Origin of the sequence: Pseudonocardia oceani (assembly GCF_019263585.2) — a bacterium.
Lineage (GTDB): Bacteria > Actinomycetota > Actinomycetes > Mycobacteriales > Pseudonocardiaceae > Pseudonocardia > Pseudonocardia oceani.
In genome coordinates this window covers 798,420-818,073 of the sequence record NZ_JADQDF010000001.1, presented here as the reverse complement: position 1 = coordinate 818,073, position 19,654 = coordinate 798,420, and the positions used below count along the sequence as shown (strand labels likewise).

Sequence of the window (19,654 nt, the reverse complement as noted above, 5' to 3'; positions counted from 1 at the left end):
GTGGGGCCTGGTCCGATCGGGCCGGGAGAGAATCGGCACCCCCGCGCGTTGGGGGTGCGGGAGGTGGGCCGGATGGGTCTGCTGGACAGGTTGCGGGGGCGGCGCGCGGGCACGACGCGCACCGGGGGCCGCGAGGACGAGGCGCACCTGCGCGAGTGGTTCGCCGCGCACGAGGGCGTCGAGGCGTTCGTCGAGCCGCGCACCGCGGTCACGGGCACGACCGTGCTGCTGGTCGACAAGGACGGGGCGTGGACCCGGCGGCGGGTGTCCGGGCCGGACGCGGCGAAGAAGCTGGGGAAGTCGCTGAGGATGCCGGTGTACGACACCCAGCTCATGGGCTACCCGCAGCGCATGCGCGACCACGACGCCCGGGAGCGGATCCGGCGGGAGCGCGCCCGCCGCGAGGCCCTCTAGGACCCCGGCGAGCTGGCGGATCCTACCCGGCGAGTTTGCCGCGGGCGCACGGCAAGTTGTCCGTTCTCCGGCGAACTCGCCGGACCCGACGGCGAACTCGCCGGGCGCGGGTGGCGAACTCGCGGGGTGGGGTCAGCCGTTCTCGGCGATGTCGCTGAGCAGGGCGAACAGCGTGCGGACCGGGACGCCGGTGCCGCCCTTGGCCGTGTAGCCGTAGGGGCCGCCGGAGTGGAAGCTGGGGCCGGCGATGTCGATGTGCGCCCACTGCAGGCCCTCGGGCACGAACTCCGAGAGGAACACCCCGGCCACGAGCATGCCGCCCCAGCGGGTGCCGGAGACGTTGGCCAGATCGGCGACGCGGGAGTCGAGGTCGGCCCGCAGGTGCTCGGGCAGCGGCATCGCCCAGCCGCCCTCGCCCGTGGCCTGCGCGTGCCCCGCGACGCGGTCGCGCAGCTCCTCGCTGCCCATGACACCCGCGGTGCGCATCCCGAGCGCGACCTGCTGCGCGCCGGTCAGCGTGGAGGTCTCCACGAGATAGTCGGGGCCGTCCTCGGCGGCGCGCGCGATCGCGTCGGCCAGGATCAGTCGGCCCTCGGCGTCGGTGTTGAGCACCTCGACGGTCGTGCCGCCGTACATGCGCAGGACGTCGCCGGGCCGGTAGGCGGTGTCGGACGGCATGTTCTCGGCCATCGGCACGGTCGCGGTGACGGCCACCGGCAGCCCGAGCTGCGCGGCCAGCACCGTCGTCGCGATGACGGCGGCGGCCCCGCCCATGTCGGAGGTCATCTGGTCCATGTTCGCGGCGGGCTTGATCGAGATGCCGCCGGTGTCGAACGTGATGCCCTTGCCGACGAGCGCGACCTTCGCGCGCGGCGACTCCCCGCCCGGCCAGCTCAGGCGCACGAGGCGCGGCTTGCGCGAGGAACCCTGGCCGACGCCGAGTACGCCGCCGAAGCCGCCCTCGGCGAGCGCGGTCTCGTCGAGCACCTCGACCTCGACGCCCGCCGCCTCGGCCAGCGCCACGGCCCGGTCGGCGAAGGAGGCGGGGTAGAGGTCGTTGGGCGGGGTGTTGACGAGGTCGCGCGCCGTGGTGACGGCCGTGGCCACCGCGGAGGCGACGCGGAGGGCGTCGTCGGCGTCGTCGGCGTCCGAGAGCAGGTAGACCCGCCCGACGGCGGGCTTGCCGCCGCCGTTGCTGCGGTACTCGGTGAAGGAGTACGCGCCGAGCAGGGTGCCCTCGGCGGCCGCGGCGAGGTCGAGCCGGCCCAGTGTCGACAGGGCGTGCCCGGTGCCGGCGAGCGAGCGGGCGGCCGCCCCGGAGGCGCGGCGCACGGCGTCGGCGCCGGGCTGCGCGCCGTCGTCGACCGGACCCAGGCCGACGGCCACGAGCAGCGGCGCGGTGATCGTCCCGCGGGTCGGGATCCGCACGACCTCCTCGGCCTTGCCGGACGCGCCGGCCACCGCGAGCAGCTCGGCGAGCCCGCCGTCGAAGGCCGAGTCGATCTCCGCGGAGCCGGGGGCCAGGACCGGGGTGCCGTCGCCGGCGAGCACGCCGATCACGACGGCGTCGACGGTGGCGGAGGCGGGGTCGCCGCTGCCGAGCTGCAGTTCCGTGGGCACGGGGTTCCTCTCGATCATGGGCGGGTGAGACCTCTTCGAGATGCTAATGACACCGCCGCGGTCGTCCGGTCGGCAGGGGCGGATGACATCGTGTCGCGGTGCCCGAGAGTGTGCAGAGACGCCTGGGGACCACCGACGCGGTGGTCCTCGGCCTCGCGGCGATGCTCGGCACGGGCGTCTTCGCCGTCTGGGGGCCCGCCGCGGCGGCGGCCGGTCCGTGGCTGCTGGTGGCCGTCGTCCTCGCCGCGGTGGTCGCCACCTGCAACGCGGGCTCCACCTCCGACCTCGCCGTCGCGCACCCCGAGAGCGGCGGCGGCTACGTCTACGGCAGGGAGCGGCTCGCGCCCGGTGCCGGCCGGCTCGCGGGGGTGGCGTTCCTCGCGGGCAAGACGTCCTCGGCCGCCGCGGCGGCGGGGGTGTTCGGCAGCTACGTGCTGCCGTCGCAGCCGGTGGTGGCCGCCGTCGTCGTCATCCTGGTCGTCACGGGGCTGAACACCGCCGGCGTGCGCTGGACGGCCACCAGCGCGTACGCCCTGGTGGGCGGCACGTTGGCGGTGCTCGCGCTCGTCGTCGTCAGCGGCCTGCTCGGGGCCGGCGACGACGCGGCGGTCGTGGCCGCGGTGCCCACGGAGGAGGTCCCCGAACCGGTGGCCGGCGGGCCGCTGGGGGCGTTCACCGCGGCCGGGCTGCTGTTCTTCGCCTTCGCCGGGTACGCGCGCATCGCGACGCTGGGGGAGGAGGTCCGCGACCCCTCGCGCACGCTGCGCCGCGCCATCGAGGTCGCGCTGGCGATCGCGCTGGTGACCTACCTGCTCGTCGGGATCTCGCTGATCATCGGGCTGGGCATCGACCGGCTCGCCATCGAGACGACGCCGCTGGTGACGCTCGTCGACACAGGGCCCTCGCCCTCGCTGGGCGTGCTCGTGCGCGTCGGCGCGGCCGTCGCGGCGGGGTCGGCGCTGCTGTCGGTGCTGGTCGGGGTCAGCCGCACGGGCCTGGCGATGGCCCGGCGCGACGAGCTGCCCGCCGCGCTGGCCGTGATCGGGCGCCGCGGCACCCCGTGGCGGGCCGACCTCGCGGGCGGTGCCGTCGCCGCCGTCATCGCCGTGCTCGCCGGTCCGGCCGCGGCCATCGCGCTCTCGGCGTGCTCGGTGCTCGTCTACTACGCGGTGATCAACCTCGCCGCCCTGCGCCTGCGCCCCGACGAGCGGCGCTGGCCGATGTGGACGTCCTGGACCGGCTTCGTGCTGTGCCTCGCCCTCGCCGCGCTGCTGCCCGTGCTGCAGGTCCTCATGACGGTCGTGGTGCTGGGCATCGGCTGGATGCTCGTCACGGTGCTGGGCGGCGAGCGCTCCCGGTAGCGTCGCGGGAGTGGACGACCTCCTCACCAGCCCGCTGCACGACCGCCACCTCGCCCTCGGCGCGACCCTCGGCGCCTTCGGGGGGTGGTCGATGCCGTTGTCCTACCCCGACGGCACCGTCGCCGAGCACACCGCGGTGCGCGAGGGCGTCGGCGTGTTCGACGTCAGCCACCTCGGCAAGCTCGCGATCACCGGCCCCGGCGCGGCCGACCTGGTGAACCGCGTGTTCACCGCGGACCTGCGCAGGATCGGGCCCGGGCAGGCGCAGTACACGCTCTGCTGCACCGAGGAGGGCGGGGTCGTCGACGACGTCATCGTGTACCTCGTCGGGCCCGAGGAGGTGCTGGCCGTGCCGAACGCGGCCAACGCGGCCGCCGTGGCCGAGATCCTGCGGGCCGGGGCGCCCACGGGCGTCACCGTCACCGACCGGCACCGCGACCTCGCGGTGCTCGCCGTGCAGGGCCCCGGCGTCGACGCCGTGCTGCCCGACGCGCCCGCGCTGGACTACATGGCGTTCGCCGACGTGGCCACGACCGACGCGGGCGCCGTGCGCGTCTGCCGCACCGGCTACACAGGCGAGCGCGGCTACGAGCTGCTCGTGCCGGCCGACGGCGCGGGCGCGGTGTGGGACTCCCTCGTCGCCGCGGGTGCGCGGCCGTGCGGGCTCGGCGCCCGCGACACGCTGCGCACCGAGATGGGCTACCCGCTGCACGGGCAGGACCTGTCCGTCGACATCTCCCCGGTGCAGGCGGGCAGCGGCTGGGCCGTCGGCTGGGACAAGGAGGCCTTCCGCGGCCGGGACGCGCTGGTCGCGGAGAAGGCGGCCGGACCGGTGCGGCGGCTGCGCGGGCTGCGGGCCACCGGGCGCGGCGTACCCCGTGCGGGGATGGACGTCCTGCGCGACGGCGAGCGCGTCGGCGTCACCACGTCCGGCACCTTCTCACCCACCCTGAAGTGCGGGATCGCGCTCGCGCTGATCGACACCGCGTCGGGTGTCGGACTCGACGACAGCGTCGCCGTCGACGTGCGCGGGCGGGCGCTGGAGTGCGCGGTCGTCAAGCCGCCGTTCGTCGCGTCACACGTGCGCTGAGTCTTGCTACCGTCTCGGCCATGACCGAGTTCTCCCGCACCCCCCACCCGTCACCGGTGCCGGAGGAGCGGCGCGCCGCGATCGTCGCCGACCCCGGTTTCGGGCGGCACTTCACCGACCACATGGTGACGATCCCGTGGACCGCCGAGAAGGGCTGGCACACGCCGTCGGTCGTGCCCTACGGCCCGCTGCTGCTCGACCCGGCGTCGATGGTGCTGCACTACGGGCAGGAGATCTTCGAGGGGCTGAAGGCCTACCAGCAGCCCGACGGCTCGGTGGCGTCGTTCCGGCCCGAGGCCAACGCGGCGCGCTTCCGGGCGTCGGCGTCGCGGCTGGCGATGGCGGAGCTGCCCGACGAGCTGTTCCTCGCCTCGCTGAGCGAGCTGCTGTCCGCCGACCGGGCCTGGGTGCCGCCGGCGGGCGGCGAGGAGTCGGTGTACCTGCGGCCGTTCATGCTGGCCACCGAGGTCGGGCTGGGCGTCCGGCCGTCGGCGGAGTACCTCTACGTCCTCATCGCCTCGCCCGCGGGCGCCTACTTCCCGGGCGGTGTGCAGCCGGTGAACGTGTGGCTGTGCACCGACTACACCCGCGCCGCGGTGGGCGGCACCGGCACCGCGAAGTGCGGCGGCAACTACGCCGCGTCGCTCCTGCCGCAGGCCCAGGCCACCGAGCACGGGTGCGCGCAGGTCGCCTACCTCGACGCCGCCGAGCACAGGTGGGTCGAGGAGATGGGCGGGATGAACCTGTTCTACGTCTTCGGCTCCGGCGAGTCGGTCGAGGTCGTCACGCCCGAGCTCAGCGGCTCGATCCTGCCCGGCATCACCCGCGACTCGCTGCTCGTGCTGGCCAAGGAGCTCGGCTGCGAGGTGACCGAGCGCAGGATCTCCGCCGAGGAGTGGCTCACCGGCTGCGCGAGCGGCGCGATCACCGAGGTCTTCGCGTGCGGCACGGCGGCGGTGATCACGCCGGTCGGGAAGGTCAAGCACAACGACGGCGAGGTCGTTGTCGGCGGGGGCAGCCCCGGGCCGGTCACGATGAAGCTGCGCGACCTGCTCACCCGGATCCAGCGCGGCACGGCGCCCGACACCCACAGCTGGATGCGCACGCTGGTGCGCTGACGCGCCCGTGAGTGGCGATCGTGGCCAGGGCCACGATCGCCACTCACGAGGGCGCGTCAGCGCCCATCGCGTCTGGGCCCCCTCGGCGTCAGCGTCCGGCGGTGAGCAGGACGAGCGCGACGGTCGTCGCGAGTTCGGTCGCGGCGCCGAGCACGTCGCCGGTCATGCCTCCGAAACGGCGGGCGGTGTGCCACGACAGCAGGGCCACCAGCCCCGCGCCCAGCGCCACCGCCAGCACCCCGCGGACGCCCGCGAGCGCGAACCCGGCCCCGGCCAGCGCCGCCCACCACAGCACCGGAACCCACCACGGCTGCGAGCCGGCCACCGTCGCGCCCAGCCCGCCCGGGCGCGCGGCGGGCACGCCCCGCCGGCACACCCAGCCGAACCCGGCGCGGCCCGAGGCGGTGGCCAGAGCGACGAGCAGCGGATCGGGCACGGCCGCCAGCGCCGCGGCCTGCACCCCGAGCACGACGACGAGCGCGACGACGCCGAACGGACCCGCCCCGCCATCGCGCATCACGGCGAGCGCGCGCTCGGGCGGGCCGTAGCAGCCCAGGCCGTCGGCGGTGTCGGCCAGACCGTCGAGGTGCATGCCGCGGGTGGCCAGGGCCAGGAACCCGACGGCGAGCAGGCCCGCGACCAGCGGCACGACCCCCAGCGCCGTCAGCCCGAGCACGATCCCGCCCGCCGCGGCGCCGAGCAGCCCGCCGACCAGTGGCGCCCAGCGGATCGCCGCCGCCGCGGTGCGCGCGCCGGGGGCGCCGGTGCGGACCGGCAGGACCGTCAGCCAGCTCAGCGCGAGGGCCAGGCCCCTCACGCCAGGTCGGTCACGGTGGCGGTCTCGGCCAGCAGCCGGGCCGCCATCTGCAGCAGCGGCAGGACGGTCACGCCCCCCGTGCCGTCGACGGTGCGCATGTCGAGCTCGAGCACGGGCGGGAGCTTCAGGTGCTCCAGGACCAGCACCATCGCGGGCTCGGGGGAGCCCTGCGCCACCTGCCACCACTCGCGGGCGCCGGGAGCGAGCTCGTCGGCGACCATCGCGGCCGCGCCCACGACGAGCCCGTCGACGAGCACCGGCGTCCGGCGGACCGCGGCCTGCACCAGGATCCCGGTGAGCGCGGCGAGGTCGGCGCCGCCGGCGGTGCGCAGCAGCGCGAGCGGGTCGCGGACGTGCGGACGGGCGCGGCGCAGGGCGTCGCGGACGGCGGCGGCCTTGCGCATCCAGGCGTGGTCGTCGATGCCGCTGCCGCGCCCGATCACCGCCACCGGCTCCACGCCGGTCAGCGCGCTGACCAGCGTCGAGGCCGCCGTGGTGGCGCCGACCCCGAGCGAGGCGGGGATCAGCAGGTCCGCCCCGGCGTCGACCTCCTCGTCGACGACCGCCCGTCCCGCCGCCAGCGCCCGCTCGGCCTCCTCGGCGGTCAGCGCGTCCTCGACGTCGATGCGACCGGAGCCGCGGCGGACGTGGTGCGGGTCGGTGGACTCGTGGTCGAGGCCGACGTCGATCACCCGGATGGAGGCCCCGCTCACCGGCGCCAGCACCGACACCGGCGCGGTGTGCTCGCGCACCGACCGCACCTGCGCGGGCGTCGCGCCCGGGTAGAAGCGCGACACCCCGGCCGCGGCGATGCCGTGGTCGGCCGCCACCACCAGCACCCGGGCCCGTGCGGGCGGGAGCGGCGGACAGGTGCCCTGGGCGGCGGCGAGCCAGCAGCCGAGCTCGGCGAGCCGGCCCAGCCCGCCCAGCGGCACGGCGAGCTCGGCGTGCCGGGCGACGGCGGCCCGCTGTGCCTCGGCGTCGGGCGGGGTGATCGCGGGGATGTCCACGACGTCTTCCTAGCGGTCGGGCCCCGGGGGGTGCGGGTGGGGGTGGGTCCGGCGCTACTTCAGCCGCAGCGTCAGCCCTGCCACCAGCAGGACCACCTCGTCCGCCACCGCCGCGAGGGCGGCGTTCAGGGCCCCGAGCTCGTCGCGGAACACCCGGCCCGAGCGGGTGGCCGGCACCACCCCCAGCCCCACCTCGGCCGACACCAGCACCACCCGGCCCGGGGCGGCCGCGACGGCGTCGACCAGCGCGGCGACCCGCTCGGCGACGGCCGGGGGGGCCGTGGGGGAGTCCCAGGCGCCGGTGTCGTCGAGGACGCCGGTGAGCCAGGTGGCGAGGTCGTCGACGAGCAGCGGCCCGCCGCCGGCCCGCACGAGCGCGGGGACGTCGGGCGACTCCACCGTCTCCCACGCCGGGGGGCGGCGGGCGCGGTGGGCGTCGAGGCGGGCGTCCCACTCGGCGTCGCCCGGACGGCGGGCGGCGGTGGCGAGGTAGCGCACGGGGGCGTCGGCGGGGAGCAGGTGCTCCGCGTACCCGGACTTGCCCGACCGCGTGCCGCCGAGCACCAGCGTGATCACCGGTGCACGATAGGCCCGTGGCATTCCGGTGGAGGTATCTGGACGCGCAGGCGGCGGAGATCGACGGACCCGACGAGGAGTTCGCCGACCAGCAGGAGGCCGAGGACTGGTTCGGCTCGACGTGGGAGGAGCTGCGCGCGTCGGGCGTCGACGCGGTGGTGCTCCTCGACGGCGACGCCGAGGTCTACGGCCCGATGAGCCTGCAGGAGGGCTGAGCCCCTACGGGTTCGCGCCCCGCTCGACCCGCGGCTTCGGGATCCGCAGCCGCCGCAGCTGCGACGCCCGGGTGAAGGCGTACCAGCCCGTGCCCAGCCCGCTGATCTTCTCGTCCGGGAAGCGGGTGCGGGCCTTCTTGGTGATCGTGGCGCCGAGGAAGATGCCCTCGATGATCATCGTGGTGAGCGCGATGAGGCTGAACAGGCTCAGGTAGGACTGCACCTGCGGGATCGGCACCAGCAGCGAGAGCACCACGATGATGGCCAGCGGCATGAACAGGCCCATGAGGTGCGGCCGGGAGTCGACGACGTCGCGGACGAACGCCTTGACCGGCCCGCGGTCGCGCGGCATGAGGAACTTCTCGTCGCCAGCGGCCATGCGCTCGCGGCGCTCGGCGGCCTCGGCGCGGCGCACCGACTTGTCCGGGCGGTTGGCCCGCGCCAGCTTCGAGGCCTCTCGCTGGGTGCGCGGCGGGGGCGGCGCCGGGCCGCGGCGCTTGGTCTCGGCCTCGCGCCGCTTGGGGGTGGGGCGTCCCTTGCCGCCGACGCGGACCGTCTCCGGCCCGGTCGTGGGCGCGCCGGAGGATGCGTTGTCGGTGGCGTCGTCGGCGGGCTGGGAGCGGAGGAACCTCACAGGCCCAGCCTACGGCCCACTAGTGTCGCCGTCGTGCGGGTGGTCGTGGCTCCGGATTCGTTCGGCGGAACGCTCAGCGCCACGGCGGCGGCCCGGGCGATCGAGGCGGGCTGGCGCACGGCCGCGCCCGACGACGAGCTGACGCTGCTCCCGCTCGCCGACGGCGGCACGGGCTTCGTCGACGTCCTGCACGCCGCGCGCGGGGGCACCTGGCACGAGTTGGCGGTCACCGGTCCGCTCGGTGACCCCGTCGACGCGCGCTGGCTGGAGCTCGACGGCGTCGCGTACGTGGAGTCGGCCGCTGCGTGCGGGCTGCACCTCGTGACCGACCGGACGCCGGCCACGGCGCGCCGCGCGAGCACCCGCGGCGTGGGGGAGCTCGTCGCCGACGCGCGCGACGCGGGCGTCACGGAGGTCGTCGTCGGGCTGGGCGGCTCGGCCACCACCGACGGTGGCGCGGGGATGCTCGCCGCGCTCGGCGCCGTCGCGCTGGACGCGGCGGGGGAGCCGGTGCCCGACGGCGCGCCCGCCGGGGCGGCCCGCCTCACCGGCATGCCGGACCTGGGCGGGATCGCGCTCGTCGCGGCCGCCGACGTCGACAACCCCCTGCTCGGCCCGCACGGCGCCGCCGCGGTGTTCGGCCCGCAGAAGGGCGCCGACAACGCCGCGGTCGCCGAGCTCGACGGCGTGCTCGCGCGGTTCGCCGACCTCCTCCCGCGCGACGTCCGCGACGAGCCGGGCGCCGGCGCCGCGGGCGGTCTGGGCGCGGCGCTGCTGGCGCTGGGTGCGCGGCGGGTGTCGGGGGCGGGGCTGGTGCGCGAGCTGGTCGGGCTCGACGCCGCGCTCGACGCGGCCGACCTGGCCGTCACCGGCGAGGGCAGCTTCGACTGGCAGTCGCTGCGCGGCAAGCTCGTCACCACCGTCGCCCGGGGCGCCGCCGACCGGGGGATCCCGTGCCTGGTGCTGGCCGGGCAGGTGTCGGTCGGGCGGCGCGAGGCGGGCGCGGCCGGCGTCGACTCCGCCTACTCGGTGGCCGAGGACGCGGGCGGCGTCGAGGCGTCGATGGCCGACCCCGCCGGCACCCTGTCGGCGCTCGCCGCGCGCGTGGCGCGGCAGTGGAGCAGGTGAGGGTCGTCACTGCGCGCATCTCGGCGTCCGGTGGGCCTACACTGGAATGCGCACCGCACCGTTCGTTGTTGGGAGAGCCATGACCGTCGAGAACACCGTCACACCGGCGACCGAGACTCACGCCGTCGAGCTCACCGACGCCGCCGCCCTGAAGGCCCGCACGCTGCTGGAGCAGGAGGGCCGCGACGACATGCACCTCCGCATCGCCGTGCAGCCCGGTGGCTGCGCCGGCCTGCGCTACCAGCTGTTCTTCGACGACCGCTCGCTGGACGGCGATCTGTTCCGCGACTACCACGGCCTCAAGGTCGGGGTCGACCGGATGAGCGCGCCGTACCTCGAGGGTGCTGTCATCGACTTCGTCGACAGCATCGAGAAGCAGGGTTTCACGATCGACAACCCGAACGCCGGCGGCTCCTGCGCCTGCGGCGACTCGTTCAACTGACACTCGGTCGCACACCGCTCCACCCGGGACCCGGTCGCTCTGCGCGACCGGGTCGCGTGCGTCCGGGGCAGGTAGGGTGCCCTCTCGTGCCCATCGCCGTGACCGGATCCATCGCCACCGACCACCTCATGCACTTCCCGGGGCGGTTCGCCGACCAGATGGTCGTCGACCAGCTCGACCGGATGTCGCTGAGCTTCCTGGTCGACGAGCTCGTCATCAAGAAGGGCGGCTCGGCCGGCAACATCGCGTTCGGGCTGGGCGTGCTCGGCCAGTCGCCGCTGCTGGTGGGCGCCGTCGGGGCCGACTTCGCCGAGTACCGCGAATGGTTGGAGAGCCACGGCGTCGACTGCTCGGCCGTCCTGGTGTGCGACGACGTGCACACCGCGCGCTTCGTCTGCACCACCGACGACGACATGCGCCAGATCGGCTCGTTCTACACCGGCGCCATGGCCCGCTCGGGGCAGATCCACCTCGACTCGTTCACCGACCGCGTCGACCTCGTCCTCATCGGGGCCAGCGACCCGGGTGCGATGGTGCAGCTCACCGGCGAGTGCCGCGACGCGGGCAAGCCGTTCGCCGCGGACGTCTCGCAGCAGGTCGCGCGCATGGACGGCGACGGCATCCGGCAGCTCGTCGAGGGCGCCCGCTACCTCATGACGAACGACTACGAGTGGGAGCTGCTCCAGCAGAAGACCGGCTGGACCGAGGCCCAGGTCGCCGAGCGCATCGACATCCGGATCACCACCCTCGGCGAGCACGGCGTCCAGATCTCCGGCCGCGAGGTCGGCGAGCTCAAGATCGGCGTCGTGCCCGAGACCGGCAAGGTCGACCCCACCGGCGTCGGCGACGCCTTCCGCGCCGGCTTCCTCGCGGCCACCGAGGGCGGGCTGTCGCTGGAGCGGGCCGCGCAGCTCGGCTCGCTGATCGCGGTGCAGGTGCTGGAGAACGACGGCGGCCAGGAGTGGACGTGGGACCGCGCGCTCGGGCTCGAGCGCCTGCGCGACGCCTACGGCCCCGACGCCGCCGCCGACATCGAACCGGTGCTCCCCGCGTAACCTGCCGGACGTGCTGCCGCCCCCTCGGGGGTGGCAGGATGCCCGCATGCCGGATGACCGCGTGTCCGATCACCGCCCCCAGACGATCGCGTACCCCGCCACCGGCTCCAGGCCCTACGGGCCCGGCTCGGAGCTGATCGCGCCGCACGTCGTGGTGTTGTTCGGCGCCACGGGCGACCTCGCGCGGCGCAAGCTGCTGCCGGGCCTCACCCACCTCGCGGCGTCGGCGCTGGCTCCGTCGATCCGCGTGGTCGGCTCGTCGCTGGAGGAGATGAGCGACGACGACTTCCGCGCGTTCGCCCGCCAGGCCGTCTTCGAGTTCGGCACGCACAAGCCGACCCCGGAGCAGTGGGACGCCTTCGCCGGCAACCTGCGCTACGTCCCGGTGACCGCGGGTCCCGAGGCGCTCGCGCAGGCCGTCGCGGAGGCCGAGGAGCAGCTCGACGAGACCTCGCGCCGCCTGCACTACCTGAGCGTGCCGCCCAAGGCCGCGCTCGACGTCATCACGATGCTCGACCAGGCCAAGCTCGTCGAGCGCTCGCGCGTGGTGATGGAGAAGCCGTTCGGCACCGACCTGGCCAGCGCCGTCGCCCTCAACGACGAGGTGCACGAGACGTTCGCCGAGGAGCAGATCTTCCGCATCGACCACTTCCTGGGCAAGGAGGCGGCGCAGAACATCCTCGCGCTGCGCTTCGCCAACGGGCTGTTCGAGCCGATCTGGAACCGCAACTTCATCGACCACGTCCAGATCGACGTGCCCGAGACCCTCGGTCTCGACGAGCGCGCCAACTTCTACGAGTCGACCGGCGCGTACAAGGACATGGTCGTCACGCACCTGTTCCAGGTGATGGCGTTCGTGGCGATGGAGCCGCCGACGGCGCTGGAGCCGCGCCCGATCAGCGAGGAGAAGAACAAGGTCTTCCGCTCGCTGCTGCCGATCCTGCCCGGCCACGTCGTGCGCGGGCAGTTCACCGGCTACCGCGAGCTGCCCGGCGTCGCGCGCGACTCCGACACCGAGACCTTCATCGCCCTGCACGCCCAGCTCGACAACTGGCGCTGGGCCGGCGTGCCGTTCTACCTGCGCACGGGCAAGAAGATGGCCGAGGGGCAGCGGATCATCTCGATCGCGTTCAAGGAGGCGCCGCGGACGATGTTCCCGGCCAACTCCGGCGTCGGCTCGGCAGGCCCGGACCACCTGACGTTCGACCTGGCCGACGAGTCGAAGGTGTCGCTGTCCTACTACGGCAAGCGGCCCGGCCCGGGCATGAAGCTCGACAAGCTCTCCATGCAGTTCTCCTCGCAGGAGGGCGAGCACTCCGGCGACACGCTGGAGGCCTACGAGCGCCTGATCCTCGACGCGATGCGCGGCGACCACACGCTGTTCACCACGGCCGAGGGTATCGAGAGCCTGTGGGAGCGGTCGCAGCCACTGCTCAACGACCCGCCGCCGGTGCGCCACTACGGCGAGGGCAGCTGGGGACCGAACGCGATCCACCAGCTGATCACCCCGCACGCGTGGCGCCTGCCGTTCGAGCGGGTGTGGCGGGAGAAGCTCAAGCCCTGAGCCTCAGCGCGTGGCGGGCGTGTGCACCACGTGCACGGAGCCGTTCTTCAGCGGGGTCACCGACGCGACCGGGAGCGGGAACGACTCGGTGCCCTCGGGGAACAGCCGACGGCGCCCGCCGCCGACCACGACGGGGTGCACGATGAGGTGCAGCTCGTCGAGCAGACCCTCGGCAATCAGCGAGTGGATCAGGGTGACGCTGCCGCTCATGCCCAGGTCGGGCCCGTCGCCCGCCGTGATCTCGCGGAGCCGGTCGGCCCAGTCGGCGCCGAGCACCGTGGCGTTGCCCCACTCCGCGGACTCCAGCGTGGAGGAGACGACGAACTTCGGCGGAGCCGCCATCTGGTCGGCGAACTCCTCGCCCGCCAGCGGCGCGAAGTGCTCGGCGAAGCCGGCGTAGGTGATGCGCCCCAGGAGCATCCGCGGCTGCATCAGGCTGCCGACGACGGCGCCGACCTCGTCGTCGAAGTAGGGGAAGTGCCAGTCCTGCGGGTCCTCGACGACGCCGTCGACCGAGGTGAAGAGTCCGGCGATGATCCTGCTCATGGTGTCCTCCGTGCCGTTGCCTGCGTGTCGCAGGGGAGACGCCGCCGCCTCGCCGGACTCATCGGTCTAGAGGCGGACCGGGAACACCGGCTCCGGGATCACCGGGTGGATCCGGTCCTCCACGAAGATCCCGTGCCAGAGCAGGAACACGAGCAGCGTCCAGACCCGGCGGCTGTGGTCGACGGGGCCGCTGCGGTGCGCGTCGAGCAGGCGCTGCACGGCCCCCAGGTCGACGAGGTGGTCGGCCTGGGAGTCGCGGATGATGTCGCGCGCCCAGTCGTACATCTCGTCGCGCAGCCAGTGCCGGATCGGCACCGGGAACCCGAGCTTGCGCCGGTGGATCACGTGCTCGGGGACGATGCCCTCCATCGCCCGGCGCAGCGCGTACTTCGTGGTGCCGTTCGCGACCTTCTCCGAGCGCGGCAGGTGGCGCGCGATCTCGAACACCTCGGGGTCGAGGAACGGCACCCGCAGCTCGAGGGAGTTGGCCATCGTCATCTTGTCGGCCTTGACGAGGATGTCGCCGCGCAGCCACGTGAACAGGTCGACGTGCTGCATCCGCGCGACGGGGTCCCAGTCGCGCGACGCGGCGTAGTGCGCCTCCGTGACGTCGGTGTGCGAGCGGCGGGGGTCGTAGCGGCGCAGCACGCCGGCGAGCTGGTCGTCGCGGAAGATCCGGGCGTTGCCGTAGTAGCGCTGCTCCAGCGGGATCGCGCCGCGGCGCAGCAGGTCCTTGCCGCGGGTGCCCTCGGGCAGGCGGGTCGAGGCGCGGCCCAGCAGCCGCCGCAGGACGCCGGGGACCTTCTCGAACGGCGCCAGCGAGATCGGCTCGTGGTAGATCGTGTAGCCGCCGAACAGCTCGTCGGCGCCCTCGCCCGAGAGCACGACCTTGACGTGGTTGCGAGCCTCGCGGGCGATGAACCACAGCGGCACCAGCGCGGGGTCGGCCACCGGGTCGTCGAGGTACCAGACGATGAGCGGCAGGACGTCCATCATCTCGTCGGGGGAGACGGTGCGGACGACGTGCTTGACGCCGATCACCGCCGCCGTCTCCGAGGCCACGTCGACCTCGGAGAAGCCCTCGCGCTCGAAGCCGGTGGTGAACGTGACGAGGTCGGGGTTGTGCTCCTTGGCGAGCACGGCGATCGCGGTGGAGTCGACGCCGCCGGAGAGGAACGCGCCCACCGTGACGTCGGCGCGCATGTGCTTGGCGACCGAGCCGCGCAGGACGTCGGCGATGCGGTGGTGCAGCGGGGCGCCGGTCGGGCCGTCGGCGGTGAGGACCGGGGTGAAGTAGCGCTCCTGCTCGATCTCCCCGCCGGGACGGACCGTGACGTGGCTGCCGGACTCGACGCGGCGTACCGAGCGGTGCAGCGTGGCGGGCTCGGGGACGTACTGCAGCGTGACGTAGTGCTGCAGCGCGGTGACGTCGATGTCGGCGGCGACGCCCCCGGCGCCGGACAGCCCGAGCACCGGGCCCAGCTCCAGCAGGCTCTTCTTCTCGCTGCCGAACGCGACGCCGGCCGGGCCGCTCGCGACGAACAGCGGCTTGATGCCGAACGGGTCGCGGGCGCCGAACAGCACGCGCTCCTCGCTGTCCCAGATGAGGAACGCGAACATCCCGCGCAGGCGGCGCACGGCGTCGGGGCCCCAGTGGTGGTACGCCGCGACGACGGCCTCGGTGTCGCCGTCGGTGGCGAACTCGGCGCCGAACTCGGCGGCCAGCTCGGCCCGCAGCTCGAGGTAGTTGTAGACCTCGCCGTTGAAGACGATCGTGTACCGGCCGCCCGCGTAGTGCAGCGGCTGGTGCGAGTGGTCGATGTCGATGATCGCCAGCCGGTTGAACCCGAAGGCCACGTCGGCGTCGTGCCAGGTGCCCGTCTCGTCGGGCCCGCGGTGCCGCGCACAGGTCATGGCCCCGCCGACGGCGTCCACCCTGTCCGGGGCGTCGCGGTCGGCGGTCAGGAGTCCGAGGAGTCCGCACACAGCGGGTCAGTATGCCCAGGGCCGCCCGCCGCGGTCCGAGCGACGCACCCGACAGGCGCGGATCGCGTCCGCTCGGCTAGTCTCTACGCGCGGTCGAAGGCGGAAAGTGCATCGCCTCGACGGGCAGTCGGCACGAGCGAGAAGCAGGGGAGGCGGCGAGCAGTGGGCCGAGCACAGCACGGGGCGCACCGCGGCCGGGCACGGGCGGTCAGGCTCGCCCTCCTGGCCGCGCTGGTCGTACCGCTGACCACCGGGTGCACGGTGGAGGAGGCTCTCCGGTTCGGGTGGCCGAACGGGGTCACGCCGCAGGCCGAGGCGATGCGCGAGCTGTGGACCTGGTCCGCGATCGCCGCGCTCGTCGTCGGTGCCGTCACCTGGGGTGCGATGTTCTGGGCGGTGGCGTTCCACCGCAAGAAGAAGGGCGACGACGACAGCCCGCCGCGGCAGACGCAGTACAACCTGCCGGTGGAGATCGCGTTCACCGTGATCCCGACGGTCATCGTGGCGGTGCTGTTCGGCTTCACCGTCAACGTGCAGAACTACGTCGACACCGACACGGCCGACCCGGACCTCGCGGTCGACATCCGCGGGTTCCAGTGGAACTGGGAGTTCACCTACCCCGAGTCCCAGGGCCCCGACGGGCAGCCGGTGAGCACGCTCGGTGACAGCTCGACGATCCCGCTGCTGGTGCTGCCGACCGAGTCGCGCATCCAGTTCACGCAGGCCTCGAGCGACGTCATCCACAGCTTCTTCGTCCCCGAGTTCCTCTTCAAGCGCGACGTGTTCCCGCTGCCGGAGAAGAACAACCAGGACAACGTCTGGCAGATCGACGGCATCGACCGCCAGGGCAGCTTCGTCGGCCGCTGCGCCGAGCTCTGCGGCACGTACCACTCGCAGATGAACTTCGAGGTCCGCGCGCTGCCGCAGGACCTGTTCGACCGCTGGCTCGACCTCCGGAGCCAGGTCAACCCGGCCACCGGCGAGGGCTACACCGCGGGCGAGGCGCTGGGCGAGCTGGGCTGCGGCGTCGACTGCGCACCGGCCGCCACCACCACCGTTCCGTACAACACCGACCGCGCCGCGCGCACCGCGTCCGGCACCGTCGCCGCCGGGAACTGAGGTCCGGACATGAAGGTCGAGTCGCGCATCTTCGAGATCGTCACCGTCGCCGTCTTCGTGATGGGCATCGTGTACGCGGTGCTCGCGCAGGAGCCGGTCGGTGTCGCGGGCCTGTTCCTCACCGGCGGCCTCACGCTGATCGTCGGCACCTACTTCCGGTTCGTCTCGCGGCGGCTGGAGGAGCGTCCCGAGGACAACCCGGAGGCCGAGATCTCCGACGGCGCGGGTGACGTCGGCTTCTTCTCGCCCGGCAGCTACTGGCCGATCACGGTCGCGGCCTGCGCCGCGCTCGTCGGCATCTCGCTGGCGTTCTTCTACGTCTGGGCGCTGGTCATCGCCGGCATCATGCTGATCATGGCGGTGGGTGGGCTGGTGTTCGAGTACCACATCCGTCCCGCCGAGCACTAGATCGTTCCTCGCCGACGGCCCTGCCCCTCCTGGGGGTGGGGCCGTCGGTGTGTGCGGGGGTCGGGTCGCGTTCCGCGGAACGCGGAGGGTCGCGGGCTGCGCACCTCCTGGTCAGCTGCGCACGTCAGGACGTGCGCAGGAGGCTGGTCAGTGCGCATTTGGGGCACTGCGTCGCCGGCCTCGTGGGTGGATCTCTGGTGTTCCGACGGTGGGAGTCGTACTCCGCGGAACGCGACCGGTGGTGCGCGGGCGGTGGCCGTCGGCGGCAGGCGTGGCTGGATCTGCGTTCCGCGGAACGGGGCTGCGCACCCTCTGGCCAGCTGCGCACGTCCCGACGTGCGCGTGGGGCCGACGAGGCGCAGTTCGGCTGGCGGTGCGTTCCGCGGAACGCGACCGGTGGCTGCGCGGGCAGTTGCCGTCGGCGGCAGGAGTGGCTGGATCTGCGTTCCGCGGAACGCGGCGGGCCGCGAACCTTCCGGCCAGCTGCACGTCCGGACACCCGCTCCACGGCCCGGGCGCGGGCTGGTTGACTGTCCGCCGTGCACCTGGCCGTGATCGACATGCAACGGATCTTCGCCGACCCGGACAGCCCGTGGGCCACGCCGGGGTTCGCGGCGATCGTCGAACCGGTGTCGGCGCTGGTCGCGGCGCTCGGCGACGACGTCACCTTCACCCGGTTCGTCGCTCCCGCGGCCCCGGCCGGGGCCTGGCGGGCGTACTACGCGCAGTGGCCGTTCGCGCTGGCCTCGCCGGAAGCGGAGCTGTACCGGCTCGCGGCGCCGTTCGTTGCGGACTCGACCGTCGACGCCACCACGTTCTCCAAGTGGGGCCCGGAACTGGCGGCGCGGGTGGGCGGGTCGACGCTCGTGCTGGCCGGGGTGTCCACCGACTGCTGCGTCCTCTCGACGGCCGTCGCCGCGGCCGACGCCGGGGTGCCGGTGCAGGTCGTGGCCGACGCGTGCGCGGGCGTCGACGAGGAGAGCCACCGCGCCGCGCTGCACGTCCTGGGCCTCTACGCGCCGCTGATCGAGGTCGTCGACGCCGCCTCGCTGCGGTGAACCGGGCCGCCGCGGCCCTGTGGGGGCTGGCGGTGGGCGACGCGCTCGGGATGCCGACGCAGTCGCTGCCGCGCGCGCTGATCGTGGAGCGCTACGGCCCGCTGGTCGACGGCTTCCACCCCGGGTCGCTCGACCACCCGCTCGCCGCCGGTCTGCCCGCCGGCACCGTCACCGACGACACCGAGCAGGCGGTGCTGCTCGGGCGGCTCGTCGTCGAGGGGGGCGGTCGCGTCGACGCGGCGGAGCTCGCCCGGCGGCTCGTCGCCTGGGAGGACAGGATGCGGGCGCGCGGCTCGCTCGACCTGCTCGGCCCGTCCACCCGGCGCGCGCTGGCGGCGCTGGCCGAGGGGGTGCCGCTCGAGGAGGCGGGCCGCGACGGCACCACCAACGGTGCGGCCATGCGGATCGCGCCGGTCGGGCTGTCGGTCGCGTCCGACGACCTCGACGCGCTCGTGGACCGCGTCGTCGAGGCCAGCGCGCTCACCCACGGCACGGGGGTGGCGCTGGCCGGGGCGGCGGCGGTCGCGGCGGGGGTGAGCGCTGGGATCGACGGGGCGGGCTTCGCCGAGGCCGTGCCGGTGGCGGTCGAGGCGGCGGGCCGGGCGGCGGCCCGCGGGCGCTGGGTCGCGGCGGCCGACGTGGGGGAGCGGATCGCGTGGGCCGTCGCGCAGGTGCCGCCGGAGCTGATCGGGACCCTGGTCGGCACGAGCCTCGCGACGCAGGAGTCGGTGCCAGCCGCGTTCGCCGTGCTGGCCGCGGCCGATGGCGACCCGTGGCTCGCATGCCGCACCGCCGCGTCGCTGGGCGGCGACACCGACACGATCGCCGCGATGGCCGGCGCCGTCGGCGGGGCGTGCGGGGGCGAGGTGCCGGCGGAGGCGGTGGCCCTCGTACGGGCGGTCAACGACCTGGACCTGGACGCGCTGGCCGCCGCTCTGGTGGCGCTGAGGTGAGGGTGGCGCTGCGGTGAGGGTGGCGCTGCGGTGAGGGTCGTGCACGTCGGGTCCGTCGTCGTCGACCTCGTGGCCGACGTCCCGGCCCTGGCCCCGCCCGGCGGGGGCGTCCTGGCCACGGCGCTGCGCCCGACGCCCGGCGGCGGGTTCAACGTGCTCGCGGCGGTGGCGCGCCAGGGCGTCGACGCGGTGTACGCGGGGCCGCACGGCACCGGCCCGTTCGGCGACCTCGTCCGCGCCGCGCTCGCCGCCGAGGGCGTCACCGTCCTGGGCGCGCCACGGGCCGTCGACACCGGGCTGGTCGTCACGCTCGTCGACGCCACCGGCGAGCGGACGTTCGTGACCTCGCCCGACGCGGCCGTCGGGGTCACCGCCGACGACCTCGCGCGCGTGCTGCCCGCGCCCGGCGACATCGTCTCGGTCTCCGGCTACGGGTTGCTGCACCCGGCGTCGCGCGACGCACTGGTGGCGTGGGTGGCGGCGCTGCCGCCGGAGGTCGTGGTGGCGATCCCGACCCGCTGGCCCCGTCGGCCGCGCCCG

General features: G+C 74.5%; 20 protein-coding genes and 1 pseudogene. 14 read left to right on the top strand and 7 right to left on the bottom strand.

Annotated elements, in window-relative coordinates; genetic code table 11:
- The first annotated feature begins 72 nt into the window (after nt 1-72).
- Entirely contained in the window at nt 73-414 is a 342-nt protein-coding gene (locus I4I82_RS04060) for an oxidoreductase (protein WP_218592175.1), read from the top strand.
- Nucleotides 415-546: 132 nt separating this feature from the next.
- Here the strand turns inward: I4I82_RS04060 and I4I82_RS04055 are convergent, their stop codons facing one another.
- Nucleotides 547-2,052, bottom strand: a complete 1,506-nt coding sequence (locus I4I82_RS04055; RefSeq protein WP_218592176.1) for a leucyl aminopeptidase — start codon at nt 2,050-2,052, stop codon at nt 547-549.
- An 80-nt stretch (nt 2,053-2,132) separates the two neighbouring features.
- Between I4I82_RS04055 and I4I82_RS04050 the strand changes: the two genes are divergently transcribed.
- The 3 genes from I4I82_RS04050 to I4I82_RS04040 are packed head-to-tail and all read left to right on the top strand — an operon-like array spanning nt 2,133 to nt 5,603.
- Nucleotides 2,133-3,395, top strand: coding sequence for an APC family permease (locus I4I82_RS04050; RefSeq protein WP_226369867.1), 1,263 nt, complete (start codon nt 2,133-2,135; stop codon nt 3,393-3,395).
- Nucleotides 3,396-3,405: 10 nt separating this feature from the next.
- Nucleotides 3,406-4,485 (top strand): glycine cleavage system aminomethyltransferase GcvT, encoded by a 1,080-nt coding sequence (gene gcvT, locus I4I82_RS04045; protein ID WP_218592177.1) that lies wholly within the window; start codon nt 3,406-3,408, stop codon nt 4,483-4,485.
- A 20-nt stretch (nt 4,486-4,505) separates the two neighbouring features.
- Nucleotides 4,506-5,603, top strand: coding sequence for a branched-chain amino acid aminotransferase (locus I4I82_RS04040; RefSeq protein WP_218592178.1), 1,098 nt, complete (start codon nt 4,506-4,508; stop codon nt 5,601-5,603).
- Between the two features lie 88 nt (nt 5,604-5,691).
- On the opposite strand, the gene I4I82_RS04035 is transcribed toward I4I82_RS04040, so the two are convergent.
- The 3 genes from I4I82_RS04035 to I4I82_RS04025 are packed head-to-tail and all read right to left on the bottom strand — an operon-like array spanning nt 5,692 to nt 8,006.
- On the bottom strand, nt 5,692-6,420 hold the full coding sequence (locus tag I4I82_RS04035) for an adenosylcobinamide-GDP ribazoletransferase (protein ID WP_226369866.1): 729 nt from the start codon (nt 6,418-6,420) through the stop codon (nt 5,692-5,694).
- Nucleotides 6,417-7,430 carry a nicotinate-nucleotide--dimethylbenzimidazole phosphoribosyltransferase gene (locus I4I82_RS04030; protein ID WP_218595230.1) on the bottom strand — a complete coding sequence of 338 codons (1,014 nt, stop codon included), beginning with the start codon at nt 7,428-7,430 and terminating at the stop codon, nt 6,417-6,419. Before I4I82_RS04030 ends, I4I82_RS04035 begins: the two co-directional genes overlap by 4 nt.
- Nucleotides 7,431-7,484: 54 nt before the next feature.
- Nucleotides 7,485-8,006 carry a bifunctional adenosylcobinamide kinase/adenosylcobinamide-phosphate guanylyltransferase gene (locus I4I82_RS04025; protein WP_308112763.1) on the bottom strand — a complete coding sequence of 174 codons (522 nt, stop codon included), beginning with the start codon at nt 8,004-8,006 and terminating at the stop codon, nt 7,485-7,487.
- Between the two features lie 17 nt (nt 8,007-8,023).
- Here I4I82_RS04025 and I4I82_RS04020 point away from each other — a divergent pair, with 17 nt between their 5' ends.
- Nucleotides 8,024-8,221, top strand: a complete 198-nt coding sequence (locus I4I82_RS04020; protein WP_172160398.1) for a hypothetical protein — start codon at nt 8,024-8,026, stop codon at nt 8,219-8,221.
- A gap of 4 nt (nt 8,222-8,225) precedes the next feature.
- On the opposite strand, the gene I4I82_RS04015 is transcribed toward I4I82_RS04020, so the two are convergent.
- On the bottom strand, nt 8,226-8,855 hold the full coding sequence (locus I4I82_RS04015; RefSeq protein WP_218592736.1) for a DUF3043 domain-containing protein: 630 nt from the start codon (nt 8,853-8,855) through the stop codon (nt 8,226-8,228).
- Nucleotides 8,856-8,888: 33 nt separating this feature from the next.
- On the opposite strand from I4I82_RS04015, the gene I4I82_RS04010 reads away from it, so the two are divergent.
- The 4 genes from I4I82_RS04010 to zwf all read left to right on the top strand — a co-directional run bounded on the left by I4I82_RS04010 (nt 8,889) and on the right by zwf (nt 13,044).
- Complete coding sequence (locus tag I4I82_RS04010; protein ID WP_218592737.1) at nt 8,889-9,983, top strand: glycerate kinase family protein; 1,095 nt, start codon at nt 8,889-8,891, stop codon at nt 9,981-9,983.
- A 79-nt stretch (nt 9,984-10,062) separates the two neighbouring features.
- On the top strand, nt 10,063-10,425 hold the full coding sequence (locus I4I82_RS04005; RefSeq protein ID WP_172160404.1) for a HesB/IscA family protein: 363 nt from the start codon (nt 10,063-10,065) through the stop codon (nt 10,423-10,425).
- A 128-nt stretch (nt 10,426-10,553) separates the two neighbouring features.
- Entirely contained in the window at nt 10,554-11,480 is a 927-nt protein-coding gene (locus tag I4I82_RS04000; RefSeq protein ID WP_218592744.1) for a carbohydrate kinase family protein, read from the top strand.
- Nucleotides 11,481-11,526: 46 nt separating this feature from the next.
- Nucleotides 11,527-13,044, top strand: a complete 1,518-nt coding sequence (gene zwf, locus I4I82_RS03995; RefSeq protein WP_218592738.1) for a glucose-6-phosphate dehydrogenase — start codon at nt 11,527-11,529, stop codon at nt 13,042-13,044.
- Between the two features lie 3 nt (nt 13,045-13,047).
- On the opposite strand, the gene I4I82_RS03990 is transcribed toward zwf, so the two are convergent.
- Together I4I82_RS03990 and asnB are read right to left on the bottom strand one after the other, a co-directional pair.
- Nucleotides 13,048-13,590, bottom strand: coding sequence for a dihydrofolate reductase family protein (locus tag I4I82_RS03990; protein WP_218592739.1), 543 nt, complete (start codon nt 13,588-13,590; stop codon nt 13,048-13,050).
- A 66-nt stretch (nt 13,591-13,656) separates the two neighbouring features.
- Nucleotides 13,657-15,576 carry an asparagine synthase (glutamine-hydrolyzing) gene (asnB, locus tag I4I82_RS03985; RefSeq protein ID WP_218592740.1) on the bottom strand — a complete coding sequence of 640 codons (1,920 nt, stop codon included), beginning with the start codon at nt 15,574-15,576 and terminating at the stop codon, nt 13,657-13,659.
- A gap of 162 nt (nt 15,577-15,738) precedes the next feature.
- Here asnB and ctaC point away from each other — a divergent pair, with 162 nt between their 5' ends.
- The 5 genes and pseudogenes from ctaC to I4I82_RS34365 form a co-directional block, all read left to right on the top strand.
- Nucleotides 15,739-16,695: an aa3-type cytochrome oxidase subunit II gene (gene ctaC / locus I4I82_RS03980; RefSeq protein ID WP_218592741.1), complete on the top strand. Its 957-nt coding sequence runs from the start codon at nt 15,739-15,741 to the stop codon at nt 16,693-16,695.
- Nucleotides 16,696-16,704: 9 nt separating this feature from the next.
- Nucleotides 16,705-17,103 (top strand): cytochrome c oxidase subunit 4, encoded by a 399-nt coding sequence (locus tag I4I82_RS03975; RefSeq protein ID WP_218592742.1) that lies wholly within the window; start codon nt 16,705-16,707, stop codon nt 17,101-17,103.
- A gap of 539 nt (nt 17,104-17,642) precedes the next feature.
- Nucleotides 17,643-18,161: a cysteine hydrolase family protein gene (locus I4I82_RS03970; protein WP_226369865.1), complete on the top strand. Its 519-nt coding sequence runs from the start codon at nt 17,643-17,645 to the stop codon at nt 18,159-18,161.
- Complete coding sequence (locus I4I82_RS03965; protein WP_226369864.1) at nt 18,158-19,114, top strand: ADP-ribosylglycohydrolase family protein; 957 nt, start codon at nt 18,158-18,160, stop codon at nt 19,112-19,114. Before I4I82_RS03970 ends, I4I82_RS03965 begins: the two co-directional genes overlap by 4 nt.
- Before the next feature lie 30 nt (nt 19,115-19,144).
- Nucleotides 19,145-19,525: pseudogene (locus tag I4I82_RS34365) on the top strand (PfkB family carbohydrate kinase); the annotation flags it as partial.
- Between the last annotated feature and the right edge of the window lie 129 nt (nt 19,526-19,654).

Coding starts and splice junctions, on each gene's coding strand:
- I4I82_RS04060 (WP_218592175.1), top strand. CDS start 73: ATGGGTCTGCTGGACAGGTTGCGGGGGCGGCGCGCGGGCACGACGCGC.
- I4I82_RS04055 (WP_218592176.1), bottom strand. CDS start 2,052: ATGATCGAGAGGAACCCCGTGCCCACGGAACTGCAGCTCGGCAGCGGC.
- I4I82_RS04040 (WP_218592178.1), top strand. CDS start 4,506: ATGACCGAGTTCTCCCGCACCCCCCACCCGTCACCGGTGCCGGAGGAG.
- I4I82_RS04005 (WP_172160404.1), top strand. CDS start 10,063: ATGACCGTCGAGAACACCGTCACACCGGCGACCGAGACTCACGCCGTC.
- I4I82_RS04000 (WP_218592744.1), top strand. CDS start 10,554: ATGCACTTCCCGGGGCGGTTCGCCGACCAGATGGTCGTCGACCAGCTC.
- zwf (WP_218592738.1), top strand. CDS start 11,527: ATGCCGGATGACCGCGTGTCCGATCACCGCCCCCAGACGATCGCGTAC.
- I4I82_RS03990 (WP_218592739.1), bottom strand. CDS start 13,590: ATGAGCAGGATCATCGCCGGACTCTTCACCTCGGTCGACGGCGTCGTC.
- I4I82_RS03975 (WP_218592742.1), top strand. CDS start 16,705: ATGAAGGTCGAGTCGCGCATCTTCGAGATCGTCACCGTCGCCGTCTTC.